Source organism: Variovorax sp. P1_H12_2, from assembly GCF_056405335.1.
The window spans coordinates 1-14,559 of record NZ_JBFUCI010000128.1 but is presented as its reverse complement, the minus strand read 5'-3'; the positions used below and the strand labels follow the sequence as shown (position 1 = coordinate 14,559).

Below are 14,559 nucleotides of genomic sequence, written 5' to 3'. Positions count from 1 at the left end.
CACGCCGCCGACCACCACGCCCACCAGCAGCGAGATCGACAGGAACATCGTGAACGAATCGGGCGCGACGAACTGCACCGCGATCGCCGACAAGGCGCCGCCGATGCCGGTGTACATCGCCGAGATGCCGAAGGCGCCGGCCTTGTAGCGGCGGTTGTCGATGCCCGTGCTCTGCGCCGCCAGGGGGTGGTCGCGGATCGCGACGATCGCCCGGCCGACCCCGCTGTGCAGCAGGTTGCGCGCCAGCGCGAACAGCGCCACCGTCACGGCCAGCGCGAACAGGTAGAGCCACTGGTCCTGCGTGAGCGGGAGGCCGAACGGCGCGTCCGGCTTGGCCAGCACCAGGCCCTGCACGCCGCCGGTCCACGGCTCCAGGTGCTTGTACTTCAGCAGCTGCGGCATCGCCACGCCGAGCGCGAAGGTGGCCAGTGCCAGGTACAGGCCTTCGAGCTTCAGCGCCGGCAGGCCGAACAGGATGCCGGCCAGCAGGCAGACCGCCCCCGCGGCGGGGATCGTCGCCCAGTACGGCATGCCGTAGCGGTCCATCAGGATCGCCGCCGCGTAGGCCCCGAGGGCATAGAAGGCGCCGTGTCCGAGCGAGACCTGCCCGTTGTAGCCGGTCACGATGTTGAGCCCCAGCAGCGCCACCGCGTACGACAGCACCATGGTGGCCTGGAACACGGCGTAGCCCTCGGCCAGGAAGGGAAAGGCGATGGCCAGCGCCAGCAAGAGCGCGGCAGCGGTGCGTTCAAAAAGGCTCATGGTCAGACCTTCACCACGATGGTCTTGCCGAACAGTCCGCTCGGCCGCACGATCAGCACGCCGACGATCAGCACCAGCGCGACCGTGAGCTTGAGTTCGGTGCCCACCACGTAGCTGCCGATCAGGTTCTCCAGCACGCCGACGATGAAGCCGCCGAGCACCGCGCCGGCCGGGCTGTCGATGCCGCCGACCAGTGCGCCGGCGAAGGCGTAGATCAGCACGCCGCCCATCATGCCCGGATCGAGGAAGACCACCGGCGCCACCAGCATGCCGGCCACGGCGCCGACCGCGCCGGCCAGGCCCCAGCCGAGCATCAGCATGCGCCCGACGTCGATGCCCACCAGCCGCGACGACGCCGGGTTCTGCGCCGCCGCCCGCATCGCGAGGCCCAGCGAGGTGAAGCGGAAGAACCCGAAGAGCAGCGCCATCACCGCCAGCGTGATGGCGATGGCCCCGACCTCGTGCGCGGACATCAGCGCCGAGCCATACCAGGCCCGCTCCGGAAAGGGGCTCGGGAAGCGCTTGATCGTGAAGCCGAACCACCAGCCGGCCAGGCTGTGGAAGATCATCAAGAGGCCGATGAAGACGACCACCACCGACAGCACCGGCGCCTCGCGCAGCGGGCGGATGACGATCCGCTCGACCAGTGCGCCCAACACGAAGGACAGGCCCACGGTCAGCGCGAACATCGCCCAGTAGGGCAAGCCGGCCTGCAGCATCGCCCAGCCCAGGCAGGTGGAGAACATCGCCATCTCGCCCTGCGCGAAGTTCACGTGGTGGGTCGACTGGTAGATCATCACCAGCGCCAGCGCGACGCTGGCGTAGATGCCGCCGGTGGCCAGGCCGGCCAGCAGCTGATGCAGGAATGCTTCCATGCTGTCTCCCGTTCTTCTCGCTCAGCCACCGAGGTAGACGCGGCGCACCGCGTCGTCGGCGCGGACCTCCTGCGGCGTGCCGTGCAGCACGATGCGGCCGGTCTCCATCAGGTAGACCGAGTCGGCGATGTCCAGCGCCAGCGCCGCGTTCTGCTCGACCAGCAGGATCGAGACGCCCTGCTCCGCGTTGATGCGCCGCATGATCTCGAAGATGTCGCGCACGATCAGCGGCGCGAGGCCGAAGGACGGCTCGTCGAGCAGCAGCAGGCGCGGCCGCGACATCAGCGCCCGGCCGATCGCGAGCATCTGCTGTTCGCCGCCGGACAGGGTGCCGGCCTGCTGGCCGCGGCGCTCCCTGAGCCGGGGGAAGTAGTTGTAGACCCGCTCGAAGTCTTCCACGATGCCCGCGCGGTCGCGCCGCAGGTAGGCGCCCAGGCGCAGGTTCTCCTCGGTGCTCAGCGCCAGGAAGGTGCCGCGGCCATCGGGCACGTGGGCGACGCCGAGCYGCACGATCCGCTCGGTCGGCCGGCCGTCGGCGCGCTCGCCGCCGATGCGGATCGCGCCCGTGGTGCGCACCCCCATCTGGCACAGCGCGCGCAAGGTCGTGGTCTTTCCGGCGCCGTTGGCGCCCAGCAGCGCGGTGACCGAACCGGCCCGCATCGCCAGGTCGATGCCATGCAGCACCCGGCTCGCGCCATAGGCGGCATGCAGGCCCTCCACCTCAAGCAGTGCCGGCATGCTCGCCTCCCAGGTAGGCCTGGATCACCTCCGGGTGCTGCCGCACCGCGGCCGGCGTGCCCTCGGCGATCTTGCGGCCGAAGTTCAGCACCACCACCCGGTCGGAGATCGCCATCACCAGGCCCATGTGGTGCTCGACCAGCAGCACCGTGACGCCCAGCCGGTCGCGGATCTCGCGGATCAGCGCGGCCAGGCCTTCGAGCTCCTGGTGGTTGAGCCCGCAGGCCGGCTCGTCGAGCAGCAGCAGGCGCGGCCGGCCGCAGAGCGCGCGGCCGAGCTCGACGCGCTTCTGGGTGCCGAAGGGCAGGTCGGCCACGACGCGGCCGGCGACCTCCTCGAGCGCCAGGAAGCGCAGCATGCCGTCCGCCCTGCCCTGCGCCTCGCGCTCCATGCGCCGCTCGCCGGGCAGCCGCAGCATCGTTCCCGCGAAGCCCGCGGGGTGCCGGCCGTGGCCGCCGACCAGCAGGTTCTCGCGCACGGTCATGCTGCGGAACAGCGCCAGGTTCTGGAAGGTCCGGCCGATGCCCTCGGCGGCCATCCGGTGGCGTGGCAGCTCCGAGATGCGCCGGCCGTCGAACTCGATGCCCCCCGCGCCGCAGTCGTAGATGCGCGAGAGGCAGTTGAAGACGGTGCTCTTGCCGGCGCCGTTGGGGCCGATCAGGCCGCAGATCTGCCCCGCTTCGACGCTGAAGGACACGTCGTCGAGTGCCAGGATGCCGCCGAAGCGCACCGACACTCCCTCCACGCGCAGCAGCGGCGCGCGGGTCGACGTCGTGTTCACTGGCCGAGCACGTCGCCGAATTTCTCGAAGCGGGTGCCGTCGAAGCGCACCAGCTGCATCTGCGTGATCGGATAGAAGTTGCCGGGGCCGGTCTTCAGGCGGATGCCCGGGTAGAGCATCGGCAGCGCCATGTCGAGGCTCGCGGCCTGCTTCATGAGGTTGGCGCGGGTCAGGTCGTCGCCGGCCTGGGTCAGCACCTGGACCAGCGTCTGCGCCATCGAGTAGCCGGTGACGTTGAGGATGTCGCTCGCGTCGCCCTCGGGGTAGTACTGCTTCATGAAGGCGGCGAAGTCGCGCACCTCCGGGCTTTCGCGGCCATCGCTCGGGTCGCGCAGGAAGGTGGCGGACACGATGCCCTTCGCATGCTCGGGGCCGGCCGGCTTGAGCACCGCGGCCACCGAGTTCGACACGTTGGACAGGTAGTGCGCGGGCTGCCAGCCGATCGCGGCCATCTTGGGGATGACCTGCGCGGCGACTTTGGATTGGGAGAAGTTCAGCAGCGTGTCGGCGCCCGAGCTCTTGAGGCTGATGATCTGGCTGTCCACCGTGGGGTCGCTGGCCTCGTAGCTGGCCTGGGCCACCACCACCGATGTCGCCTTGTCGCCCAGCCCCTCGAGGAAGCCGCGCAGGCTGTCCTTGCCGAACTCGTCGTTCTGGTAGAGCACGGCCACCCGGGCCCCGGGCTGGCTGGCCAGGATCTGCCTGGCATAGATACGGCCTTCGGTGACGTAGGTGGGGTTCCAGCCCATGCTCCACGGATACTGGCGATGGTCGCCCCAGCGCTGAGCACCCGAGCTCACGAAGAGCTGCGGCACCTTCTTGAGGTTGAGGTATTTCTGGGTCGCGGCATTGTTGGGCGTGCCGAGCGGGCCGAAGATCAGCAGCACTTTCTCCTGCTCGACCAGCTTGCGCGTCTGCTCCACGGCCACCGGCGGGCTGTAGGCATCGTCGAGCGAGATGAACTCGATCCTGCGGCCATGGATGCCGCCTTCGGCGTTGATCTTTCGGAAGTAGGCGGAGGCGGTCTTGCCGACCGTGCCGTAGACCGACGCCGGCCCGGAATACGGCATGGTGTTGCCGATCCGGATCGTGGTGTCGCTGGCGCCGGCGTCATAGCGCTTCTGGGCCTGCGCTCCGAGGGCGCCGGCTGCGAGTGCGGCCACGGCCAGCCAGCGGCCGGCCCTTCGGGTGTTGCGAATCTCCATGTCTTCTCTCCCTGGTGGTGTGACAGACCTGTTCGCGGCGGACGGCTTTTGCCGTCTCTTGTGCCGCGCTGACCGGCCGGCGCGTCAGGCCGGCGGATCGGATGCGGCGCGAAGGCGATCGCGCAGGGCGCGGCGGTTGAGCTTGCCCACCGCCGTCTTCGGAATCTGCTCGGCGAAACGCACGTGCCGCGGCTTCTTGTACGACGCCAGCCGGGCCGCCACGTGCGCGACCAGTTCCGCGGCCAGCGCATCGCTGCCGGCGTGGCCGGGCGCGAGCACCACCACGGCGGCGACCGCCTCGACCCACTTCTCGTCGGGGAGACCGACCACCGCGCATTCGCGCACCGCGGGGTGCGCCAGCAGCGCCTCCTCGACCTCGCGCGGATAGACGTTGTAGCCGCCGCTGACGATCATGTCGGAGGTGCGGTCCTTGAGAAACAGGAAGCCGTGCGCGTCGAACACGCCGACATCGCGCGTGAGCACCCAGCCGTCGGCGCGGAAGGTCTGCGCCGTGAGTTCTGGCGCGGCGTGGTAGCCGGCCACCGCGGAGGGCGCGCGCACCGCGATCTCGCCGGGCTGGCCGGGCGGCGCGTCCTGCCCGGACTCGTCGAGCAGGCGCAGCTCGACCTCGAGCGCGGGCTGGCCGCAGGCGCCGAGGCGATCGCCGTGATGGTCTTCCGGCCGCAGCACCGCGAGGCACAGAGGCGCCTCGGTCTGGCCGTAGTACTGCCAGAAGCGGTGCTGGCCCCAGACGGCCATCGCCCGTTCGATCACGGTGCGCGGCATCGGCGACGCGCCGTAGATCACGTAGCGCAGCGCATCGACCTTGCAGCGGGCCATCGCCGGCGTCTCGACCAGCATCTGCAGCATGGTCGGCACCAGGTTGACCGCGGTGGCCCGCTCGCGTTCGATCGCAGCCAGGAAGGCTTCGGGCTCGAAGCCCGGCAGGATCACGGTGCGGCCGCCGCGCAGCCAGAAGGGCAGCACGAAGACGCCGCTCGCGTGGATCAGCGACGCGGCATGCAGCATCACGTCGTCGGGCGTCGCGGGCAGCAGGTTGAGCAGCACGTTGCGGCAGATCGCGGCATAGGAGCCCTGGGTGTGCTGGGCGGCCTTGAGCGTGCCGGTGGTGCCGGAGGTGAAGAGGGTCAGGATGACGTCGCTCTCCGCCACCTGCACCGCGGGGTCGCGGCTGGGCTGCTGGGCGGCCGCGGCGATCAGGTCGGCACCGCCGGGCAGGCTGGCATCGAGGCCGTGGCAGTCGAGGCCGGGCAGGGCCTCGCGCAGGGCGGCGGCGCGCTCGGCCAGGTCGGCGCCGAACACCAGCAGGCGGCAGCCCGTGTCCTGCAACATGCGCACATGTTCGGGCAGCGAGAGCCGGGCGTTGAGCGGCACGCGGTTGAGCGCCGCCTTCACGCAGGCAAAGTCCAGCGGCACGCTGTAAATGCTGTTGTTGACCAGCAGCGCGACGCGCGTGCCCGGCACGGCGCCGCGGGCGCGCAGCGCATGGGCCAGGCGGGCGCTGAGCGCATCGACCTCGGTGAAGCTCAGGCTGCGGTCGCCGAAGCTGACGGCGGTGCGGGGTCCGTGCTGGGCGGCGCCGCGGCGGATCAGGTCCAGGGTGGTGGGGGCCATGCGCGCTGTCCTACTTGTCGAAACGGCCATGGCGGCCGGCGCCGTCGACGAAGCGCGCCGCACCGGCCACGGCTTCCTCGAACACCACCGGCACCCCCTGGGCGCCTTCGGCGCGCAGCGCCTGCGCCAGCGGCAGGTCCCATTGCCCATAGGCCGAGGCGCGATCGGCCAGCATGCAGCGCTGCGGGAAGGCGGCGATCTCGCGTGCCAGGGCCTCGGCGGCCTCGCGGGCGGCACCCGGCTCGACCAGGCGGCTGGCCAGGCCCATCGCCAGCGCCTCTTCGGCGCCGACCGGCCGGCCGGTCAGGATCATGTCGAGCGCCCGGCCCATGCCGACCGTGCGCGGCAGCCGCACCGTGCCGCCGTCGATCAGCGGCACGCCCCAGCGGCGGCAGAAAACGCCGAACACCGCATCGCGCTCGACCACCCGCAGGTCGGCCAGCAACGCGAGCTCGAGCCCGCCGGCCACGGCATAGCCGCTGACCGCAGCGATCAGGGGCTTGACGAGCGCCATCCGGCTCGGCCCCATCGGGCCGCTGCCACCGCCTTGGCGGTCGAGTTCATGGCGGCGGGCCGGGTCGCCCACGGCGCCGAGGTCGGCGCCGGCGCAGAAGTGGCCGCCGGCGCCCCACAGCACCGCCACCCGCAGCGCGTCGTCGGCTTCGAAGGCTTCGAAGGCCTGGCGCAGTTCGGCCGCCATCGGGCCGTCGACCGCATTCCGAACGGCAGGACGGTCCAGGATGATCGTGCACACTGGACCGTCGACTTCGGTCCGGATGAATGAACTCGCCACTCGGTTGCTCCCTTGATATTTCAACGAAAATGATATTCGCACCGAAACAAGAAAGATTACTCGTTTTCACCTAAATGGACATATTTCATAACATTGAGGAAGGCGAACCTTCGGCTGCGGATCTGGTGCTCGACCTGCTGATCACCCATCCCGAGCCGCACATGACCGTGCAGGCGCTCGCGCGCGCGGGCGAGATCATGGGGATCAGCACGCCCAGCGTGCGGGTGGCGCTGACGCGCCTGCTGGGCCAGGACCGGATCGTCAAGACCGGGCGCGGCTGCTATGCCGTGCAACTGCAAGGCAACTCGGTGCACTACGAGGTGCAGCACTGGTTCGAGAAGGAAAGCCGCATGGGGCCCTGGTCGGGCGGCTGGCTGGTGGTGCACGACGGCGCGGTCTTGCGCAGCGACAAGACCGCCTGGCGGCACCATCTGCGCGCCCTGGACCTGAACGGTTTCCGCGCGCTGGCAGCGGGCATCTCGGTGCGACCCGACAACCTCGACGGCGGTGCGGACGCGATGCGGACGGCGCTGGCCCGGCTCGGCATGGCGCCCGGCAGTCTGGTTTTCACCGGCCGCGATTTCGACGCCGATGCCGCCGCGCGGATGATGGGCCTCTGGGATGTGCCCGCGCTGTCGGCCGCCTACGGCAGCGCACTGAAGCTGATCGACAGCAGCAGCGCGCGCCTGGCGCGCATGACCCCCGAGGCCGCGGCGCGTGAAACGCTGCTGGTGGGACGCGCGGTGATTCGAAGCATCGTTCTCGACCCGCTGCTGCCCGAGGCGATCCAGCCGGCACGGCCGCGTCGCGCGCTGATCGAGGCGACCCGCGCCTACCAGGCGCAGGCTCGCAGGATCTGGCGAGACGTGCTCGGGGGCTGAGCCTCCACGCTCGGCACTGCGTGTCCTCGCTGCCCCCCGAGGGGGCGCAGTCCGCCTTGGGGCGGCCCGGCGGCGGACTGAGCCGTCCCGGCGTTCAGATCAGGATCGGATCGAACTTGCGCCGCGCCCTGAGCTGATCCGCATCCCACTCGATGCCGATGCCTGGCGTCTCGGGCGCCAGCGCATGCCCGTCCTCGATGCGCAAGCGACTGGTCGTCAGATCGTCCAGCTGCGGGATGTACTCGACCCAGCGCGAATTCGGCACCGCCGCGCACAGGCTCACATGCAGCTCCATCAGGAAGTGCGGGCACATCGCGAGGTTGTGCGCCTCCGCCAGATGCGCGATCTTGAGCCAGGGCGTGATGCCGCCGACGCGCGCCACGTCGGCCTGCACGATCGAACATGCATCCTGCCGGATGTACTCGCCGAACTGCGACAGGTGGTACATCGACTCGCCGACCGCGATCGGCACGCTGGTGCTGGCGAGCAGTTGCGCATGCGCGGCCACGTGCTCGGCCGGCATCGGCTCCTCGAACCAGGCCAGGTCGAGCTCGGCATACTGGCGCGCGCGGCGGATGGCCTCGGACAGCGACATGCTCTGGTTGGCATCGACCATCAGTTCGAAGTCCGCGCCGACCGCATGGCGCACGGCCGACAAGCGCGCCATGTCCTGCGCGACATGCGGCTTGCCGACCTTGATCTTGGCGCCAAGGAAACCGTCCGCCTTGGCCGCCAGCGTCTGCTCGACCAGATCACCGGGCTCCAGGTGCAGCCAGCCGCCCTCGGTGGTGTAGAGCGGCACGCGCGACTTGGCGCCGCCCGCCATGCGCCACAGCGGCACGCCGGCAGCCCGGCAGTTGCGGTCCCACAGCGCGGTATCGACCGCCGCCAGCGCGAGACTGGTGATGGGGCCGACCGCGGTGGCATGCGTATGAAAGAACAGGTCGCGCCAGATCGCCTCGTAGCTCTGAGGATCGCGGCCGATGAGCAGCGGCGCGAGATGGTCGCGCAGCAGCGCCACGACCGACGAGCCGCCGGTGCCGATGGTGTAGGTGTAGCCGGTGCCGGCGGAGCCGTCGTCGCAGCGCAGCGTGACCAGCACGGTCTCCTGCGTGACGAAGGACTGGATGGCATCGGTGCGCCGCACCTTCGGCGCGATGTCGATCTGCGCGATTTCGACCTGGTCGATCTTGGTCATGGTGATGTGGGGATTCGTGAGATCAGTCCGCGCGCCGGGCCGCCCCAAGGGCGGACTGCGCCCCCCTCGGGGGGCAGCGCGTACACGCAGCGACGAGCGTGGGGGTTCATGCTCCGGACTTGGTCACCTCGTCGGGCAGGTCGGCACCATGGAATTTCTTGTAGATCGCGTTGAGCTTGCCGTTCTTGAGGTTGGTGCGCACCCAGRCATCGACCTTCGCCTTGAGCTTGTCCTCGCCCTTGCGGAAGCCGACGGCCAGCATGTTGACCTTCATCACGAACTTCGTTTCCATCTGCTTGGCCGGGCTCTTGTCGTTGATGGCCTTGAGCAGCGGCGGCGCGGTCGCGAAGATGTCGGCCTGGCCGCTCACGATCGCGGTGATGGAGGTCGCATCGTCGTCGAAGCGCACGATGGTCGCGTCCTTCGGCAGGATCTTGGTGACTTCCTGGTCATTGGTCGTGCTGCGCGTGGCGATCACCTTCTTGCCCGACAGGTCGGCCGCGCTCTTGATGTTCATGCTCTTGGGCGCGCCCACCACCGCCGAGATGCCGGCGTAGGGGACCGAGAAGTCGACGACCTTTTCGCGCTCGGGCGTGATCGACAGGCTGGAGATCACGATGTCGGCCTTGTCGGTCTGCAGGAACGGGATGCGGTTCGCGCCCGTGGTGGGCACGATCTCGAGTTCGAGCCCCAGGTCCTTCGCGAGCAGTTGCGCGGTCTCGACGTCGGAACCGGTGGAGTTGAGCTTGTCGTCCTTCATGCCGTAGGGCGGCACGCCGAGGTCGATCGCGACGCGGATCTTCTTGGCGGCGGTGATGCTGTCGAGCTGGTCGGCGTGGGCAGTGATGCCGAAGCCGAGCGCCGAGCCGGCGAGCATCAGGCCCGACAGCAGCAGGTGAAGGCGGCGTTGTTGAAAGCGGTTCATGTCTCTTGATCCTTGTGGTTGCGTGGGAAGAAAGGCGTTGAAGGCGCGGTCCGCTCAGAGACCGTTGCCGAGAAACTGGCGCAGTTCGGGCGTCTTCGGATCGGCCAGCATCGAGGCATCGCCCTCCTCCCAGACCTGTCCCTGGTGCATGAAGATGATCTTGTCGGCGACACCGCGGGCAAAGGCCATTTCGTGCGTCACCAGCACCATGGTCATGCCCTCTTCGGCGAGCTTCTCGATGACCTTGAGCACTTCGCCGGTCAGCTCGGGGTCGAGCGCCGAGGTGACCTCGTCGAACAGCATCACCTGCGGCTTCATCGCGAGGGAGCGGGCGATCGCGACCCGCTGCTGCTGTCCACCCGAGAGCTGCTCGGGATAGGCGGCGGCCTTCTCGGCCAGGCCGACGTGTGCCAGCACCTCCATCGCGACGGCCTTCGCGTCGGCCGCGTTCATCCGCTTGACCGAGGTCAGGCCGAGCGTGATGTTCTGCAGCACCGTCAGGTGGGGAAACAGGTTGTAGCTCTGAAACACGATGCCGACGTCGCGGCGCAGCGCGCGCACGTCGAGCGCCGCATGGTGCACCGCGTGTCCGCAGACATCGATGCGGCCGCTGTCGACGCTCTCGAGGCGGTCGATGCAGCGCAGCGCCGTGCTCTTTCCCGAGCCGCTCTTGCCGATGATGGCCACCACCTGGCCCTTGGTGACCGAGAACGAGACACCGCGCAGCACATGCAGCGCACCGAATCGCTTGTGGACCTGGTCGAGTTCAACCACGGCTTGCATTGAGTTTCCTTTCGAGCCCGCGGCTCCAGCGCGACAGCGGATAGCACATCGCGAAATACAGCAGCGCCGCGCCACCGAAATAGATGAAGGGCTGGAAGGTCGAGTTGTTCAGCACCTTGGCGTTGTACGAGAGCTCGGCGAAGCCGATGACCAGCGACGYGATCGAGGTGTTCTTGATGATCTGGACCATGAAGCCCACGGTCGGCGGCGTGGCGATGCGCAGCGCCTGCGGCAGCACCACCTTGACCATGCGCTGCCAGCGCGTGAGGCCGATGCACTCGGCCGCTTCCCACTGGCTCTTGTGCACCGACTGGATGCAGCCGCGCCAGATCTCGCCGAGGAAGGCGCTCGAATAGAGGGTCATCGCCAGCGCCGCGGCGACCAGCGCGGGGACCGAGCCGATGCCGAGGATGTTCGGCCCATAGAAGCACAGGCCCATCAGGACCAGCAGCGGCGTACCCTGGATCACCTGGATGTAGGCGCCCGCAGCCACGCGCACGGCGCGCACCGAAGCGATCCGCGCCAGCGCCACGGCGAGGCCGGCGAGCCCGCCGGCGATGAAGGTCAGCACCGACAGCTCCAGCGTGCCGATCGCGCCCAGCAGCAGGTAGGTGAGTTGTTCGTGCGTCATAGCGGCGTGCCGAGCTTGCGCCGGCGCGTGAAAACGATCTGGCCGAGGAGCCAGAAACCCAGCCGCATCAGGTACGACAGGGCCAGGTACACCGCCCACAGCACGAGGAAGATCTCGAAGTTGCGGAAGGTGTCGGACTGGATGCGGTTGGCGATGCCGAGCAGTTCCTCGGCACCGATCGAGGACATGATGCTCGAGGCCAGCATCAGCAGAACGAACTGGCTGGTGAGCGAAGGATAGACGCGCTCCACCGCGGGCCGCAGGATCACGTGCCAGAACACCTGCAGCTTCGACATGCCGAGGCAGTCGGCGGCCTCAAGCTGGCCCTTGTGGATCGACTCGATGCCCGCGCGGATGATCTCGCAGGTGTAGGCACCGATGTTGATCACCAGCGCCAGCACGGCGCCGACCATGATCGGCATCGTCACGCCCACGCTCGACAGGCCGAAGATCAGGAAGTAGCTCTGGATCAAGAGCGGCGTGTTGCGGATCCCTTCCACATACACGCCGACCAGCCGGCGCAGCCATTCATGGCGGCTGCCGCGTCCGACCGCGCAGAGCGCGCCGAGCCCGAAGCCGATCACGGTCGACAGGAACGACAGCTGCACCGTGACCCACGCGCCCTCGAGCAGCAACGGCCATTGCGCCAGCACGGACGCGAAATCGAACTGATACTTCACTGTCGTTCCGGGGGCGTTTTCAGAGCTTGAAGGCGACCACGTCCTGGCGCTGCTCGCCCAGGCCTTCGATGCCCAGGGTCATCACGTCGCCCTTCTTCAGGAACACGGGTTGCGGCTTCATGCCCATGCCCACGCCGGGCGGCGTGCCGGTGGTGATGATGTCGCCGGGCTCCAGCGTGTTGAGCTGGCTGACGTAGCTCACCAGCTTGGCGACGTTGAAGATCATCGTCCGGGTGTTGCCGGTCTGCACCCGCTTGCCGTTGAGGTCGAGCCACATCGCGAGCTTCTGCGGGTTGGGCACTTCGTCGCGCGTGACCAGCCAGGGGCCGATCGGGCCGAAGGTGTCGAAGCCCTTGCCCTTGTCCCAGGTCAGGCCGCGCTCGAGCTGCCACTCGCGTTCGCTGACGTCGTTGATGACGCAGAAGCCCGCCACGTAGTCGAGTGCATTCTTTTGCGAGACATAGCGCGCGCGGGTGCCGATCACCACGCCGAGCTCGACCTCCCAGTCGCCCTTGACCGAATTCTTCGGCAGCATGACCGGGTCGTTCGGCCCCTGGATGCAGCTGACGGCCTTGGTGAAGACCACCGGCTCCTTGGGGATCGGCATGCCGGATTCCGCCGCGTGGTCGGCATAGTTCAGGCCGATGGCGATGAACTTGCCGACGTTGGCGACCGGGCAGCCGAAACGCGGCTTGCCACGGACCAGCGGCAGCTTGTCGACCTTGAGCTTGCGCAGCTTGGCGAGCACCGCATCGCCCAGCTGGTCGGGACCGATGTCCTGGACCACCGCGCTGAGGTCGCGCAGCTTGCCTTGGTCATCGACCAGGCCGGGCTTTTCCTTGCCGGGATTGCCATAGCGAACGAGTTTCATGTTGTCCTTTCTTTCAGATCAATAGGTGGAGCGGCCGCCCGACAAGTCGAACACCGCACCGGTGGAAAACGAGCAATCTTCGGTGCAGAGCCAACCGACCATCGCAGCCACCTCTTCCACCGTACCAAAGCGGCCCATCGGAATCTTCGAAAGCATGAAGGCGATGTGGTCCGGCGTCATCTGGTCGAAGATCGCGGTCTTCACTGCCGCCGGCGTGACGCAGTTGACGCGGATGCCGGTGTCGGCCAGTTCCTTGCCCAGCGACTTGGTCAGCGCGATGACGCCGGCCTTGCTGGCGCTGTAGGCGCTGGCGTTGGGGTTGCCGTCCTTGCCCGCCACCGAGGCGATGTTCACGATGCGGCCGTAGCCTTGCGCGCGCATCTGCCCCACGACTTCGCGGCAGCAGATGAAGACGCCGGTCAGGTTGACGTCCATGACCTGCCGCCAGGCATCCACCGGATAGTCCCAGAGCCGCATGTTGGGGCCCGTGATGCCGGCGCTGTTGACCAGCGCATCGATGCGGCCGGCCTGCGCCAGCGTGGCGGCGACGGCCTTCGCGACCGAGGGCTGCTGGCTGACGTCGACCGCGAGCGCAAAGGCCTTGGCACCGAGCGCCCATGCAGCCTTGGTGGCAGCCTCGCCGTCGCGGTCCCAGACCGTGACGCTGCCGCCCGACGCCAGCAGCCGCTGAGCGATGCCGAAGCCGAGGCCCGTCGCGCCGCCGGTGATCACCGCGTGTCGGCCGGCGAAGTCGAGCCGGTTCATATCGTGATGCCGCCGTCGACCGTGAAAGCCTGCCCGGTCGCGAACACCGACTCGTCGCTCGCGAGGAACACCACCACGGGTGCGATCTCCTCGGCCCGGGCGAGCCTGCCCATGGGCTGGCGCGCAATGAAGGCCTTGCGGGCCTCGTCAGGGTCGGCATTGGCGTTGATGCGGTCGCCGAGCGACGGCGTGTCGACCGTGCCGGGGCACACCGCATTGCAGCGGATGCCCTTGGTCACGTAGTCGGCGGCGACGCTCTTGGTGAGGCCGAGCACGGCCGCCTTGGTCGTCCCGTACACGAAGCGGTTGGGCAGCCCCTTCATGCTCGAGCAGACGCTGGCCATGTTGATGATGCTGCCGCGCCCGGCGGCGAGCATGCCGGGCAGCACGGCCTGGATGGTCCAGAACTGCGCCCGCACGTTGAGGTGGAAGGCGAACTCCAGATCGGCATCGCCGGCATCCAGCACCGTGCCGTTGTGCACCACGCCGGCGCAGTTGAAGAGGACGTCGAGCGCCGGCAGCGTCTTCACGAACGACGCGATGGCGGCCTTGTCGAGCACGTCGAGCTTCGCGGTGCGGACGTTGGCGACGCCGGCATAGCGTTCGAGCAGCGTCTCGTTCACGTCGGTGGCCCAGACCTGGGCGCCTTCGGCCGCGAGTGCGATCGCGCTGGCGTAGCCGATTCCTTGCCCGGCGGCGGTGACGAGCGCCGTCTTTCCTTGGAGTCGCATGGAATGTCCTTGTGATGATGTATTCGGCGCGCCGGGGCGTTCAGGGTTTCGCCCGATGGCCGCGAAGCGGTGCGGACCGTATTCTGAATTGGCCTTACCACTTGTCCAATTAAGGACAACCCTTAAACTTTCGAAACTCCTGTGCCGCTGCAGACCCTCGAACCCAAGCGCCTCTACCGCCAGATCGCCGACCAGTTGCGCACGCTGATCGCGAAGGGCGAATTCGCCGTGGGCGCGCGCCTGCCCGCGGAGCGCGACCTGGCCAAGCAACTGGGCGTCAGCCGACCCTCGGTGCGCGAGGGAGG

At 68.6% G+C, this 14,559-nt stretch carries 17 protein-coding genes; 2 read left to right on the top strand and 15 right to left on the bottom strand.

The features are described 5' to 3' along the window. The 7 genes from AC1D2K_RS15050 to AC1D2K_RS15020 form a co-directional block, all read right to left on the bottom strand. On the bottom strand, positions 1-762 hold a 762-nt coding region (locus tag AC1D2K_RS15050), incomplete at its 3' end, for a branched-chain amino acid ABC transporter permease (RefSeq protein WP_478089635.1). A 2-nt stretch (positions 763-764) separates the two neighbouring features. After that, entirely contained in the window at positions 765-1,637 is an 873-nt protein-coding gene (locus AC1D2K_RS15045) for a branched-chain amino acid ABC transporter permease (protein WP_478089634.1), read from the bottom strand. A gap of 21 nt (positions 1,638-1,658) precedes the next feature. Next, positions 1,659-2,375, bottom strand: a complete 717-nt coding sequence (locus AC1D2K_RS15040) for an ABC transporter ATP-binding protein (protein ID WP_478089633.1) — start codon at positions 2,373-2,375, stop codon at positions 1,659-1,661. Beyond that, positions 2,359-3,156, bottom strand: a complete 798-nt coding sequence (locus tag AC1D2K_RS15035) for an ABC transporter ATP-binding protein (protein ID WP_478089632.1) — start codon at positions 3,154-3,156, stop codon at positions 2,359-2,361. Before AC1D2K_RS15035 ends, AC1D2K_RS15040 begins: the two co-directional genes overlap by 17 nt. Continuing rightward, positions 3,153-4,361, bottom strand: a complete 1,209-nt coding sequence (locus AC1D2K_RS15030) for an ABC transporter substrate-binding protein (RefSeq protein WP_478089631.1) — start codon at positions 4,359-4,361, stop codon at positions 3,153-3,155. The genes AC1D2K_RS15035 and AC1D2K_RS15030 overlap by 4 nt, the downstream gene beginning before the upstream one ends. Before the next feature lie 84 nt (positions 4,362-4,445). Beyond that, positions 4,446-5,996: an AMP-binding protein gene (locus tag AC1D2K_RS15025; protein WP_478089630.1), complete on the bottom strand. Its 1,551-nt coding sequence runs from the start codon at positions 5,994-5,996 to the stop codon at positions 4,446-4,448. A gap of 10 nt (positions 5,997-6,006) precedes the next feature. Then, positions 6,007-6,789, bottom strand: a complete 783-nt coding sequence (locus AC1D2K_RS15020; RefSeq protein ID WP_478089629.1) for a crotonase/enoyl-CoA hydratase family protein — start codon at positions 6,787-6,789, stop codon at positions 6,007-6,009. 74 nt (positions 6,790-6,863) lie between these two features. On the opposite strand from AC1D2K_RS15020, the gene AC1D2K_RS15015 reads away from it, so the two are divergent. After that, positions 6,864-7,670 (top strand): PaaX family transcriptional regulator, encoded by an 807-nt coding sequence (locus AC1D2K_RS15015; protein ID WP_478089628.1) that lies wholly within the window; start codon positions 6,864-6,866, stop codon positions 7,668-7,670. A gap of 94 nt (positions 7,671-7,764) precedes the next feature. On the opposite strand, the gene AC1D2K_RS15010 is transcribed toward AC1D2K_RS15015, so the two are convergent. The 8 genes from AC1D2K_RS15010 to AC1D2K_RS14975 form a co-directional block, all read right to left on the bottom strand. Continuing rightward, positions 7,765-8,868: a mandelate racemase/muconate lactonizing enzyme family protein gene (locus AC1D2K_RS15010; protein ID WP_478089627.1), complete on the bottom strand. Its 1,104-nt coding sequence runs from the start codon at positions 8,866-8,868 to the stop codon at positions 7,765-7,767. Between the two features lie 106 nt (positions 8,869-8,974). After that, positions 8,975-9,793, bottom strand: coding sequence for a transporter substrate-binding domain-containing protein (locus AC1D2K_RS15005; RefSeq protein ID WP_478089626.1), 819 nt, complete (start codon positions 9,791-9,793; stop codon positions 8,975-8,977). Positions 9,794-9,847: 54 nt separating this feature from the next. Then, on the bottom strand, positions 9,848-10,576 hold the full coding sequence (locus AC1D2K_RS15000; RefSeq protein ID WP_478089625.1) for an amino acid ABC transporter ATP-binding protein: 729 nt from the start codon (positions 10,574-10,576) through the stop codon (positions 9,848-9,850). Further along, complete coding sequence (locus AC1D2K_RS14995; protein ID WP_478089624.1) at positions 10,560-11,207, bottom strand: amino acid ABC transporter permease; 648 nt, start codon at positions 11,205-11,207, stop codon at positions 10,560-10,562. Before AC1D2K_RS14995 ends, AC1D2K_RS15000 begins: the two co-directional genes overlap by 17 nt. Further along, positions 11,204-11,887, bottom strand: a complete 684-nt coding sequence (locus tag AC1D2K_RS14990; RefSeq protein WP_478089623.1) for an amino acid ABC transporter permease — start codon at positions 11,885-11,887, stop codon at positions 11,204-11,206. The genes AC1D2K_RS14995 and AC1D2K_RS14990 overlap by 4 nt, the downstream gene beginning before the upstream one ends. Before the next feature lie 19 nt (positions 11,888-11,906). Further along, positions 11,907-12,758 carry a fumarylacetoacetate hydrolase family protein gene (locus tag AC1D2K_RS14985; protein ID WP_478089622.1) on the bottom strand — a complete coding sequence of 284 codons (852 nt, stop codon included), beginning with the start codon at positions 12,756-12,758 and terminating at the stop codon, positions 11,907-11,909. Positions 12,759-12,776: 18 nt separating this feature from the next. Continuing rightward, on the bottom strand, positions 12,777-13,523 hold the full coding sequence (locus AC1D2K_RS14980) for an SDR family NAD(P)-dependent oxidoreductase (protein WP_478089621.1): 747 nt from the start codon (positions 13,521-13,523) through the stop codon (positions 12,777-12,779). Continuing rightward, the gene (locus tag AC1D2K_RS14975) at positions 13,520-14,254 is read right to left on the bottom strand and encodes an SDR family oxidoreductase (RefSeq protein ID WP_478089620.1); all 735 of its coding nucleotides are present in this window, start codon (positions 14,252-14,254) and stop codon (positions 13,520-13,522) included. The genes AC1D2K_RS14980 and AC1D2K_RS14975 overlap by 4 nt, the downstream gene beginning before the upstream one ends. Before the next feature lie 141 nt (positions 14,255-14,395). On the opposite strand from AC1D2K_RS14975, the gene AC1D2K_RS14970 reads away from it, so the two are divergent. Next, the coding region (locus AC1D2K_RS14970) for a FadR/GntR family transcriptional regulator (protein ID WP_478089636.1) at positions 14,396-14,559 on the top strand (164 nt) is incomplete at its 3' end.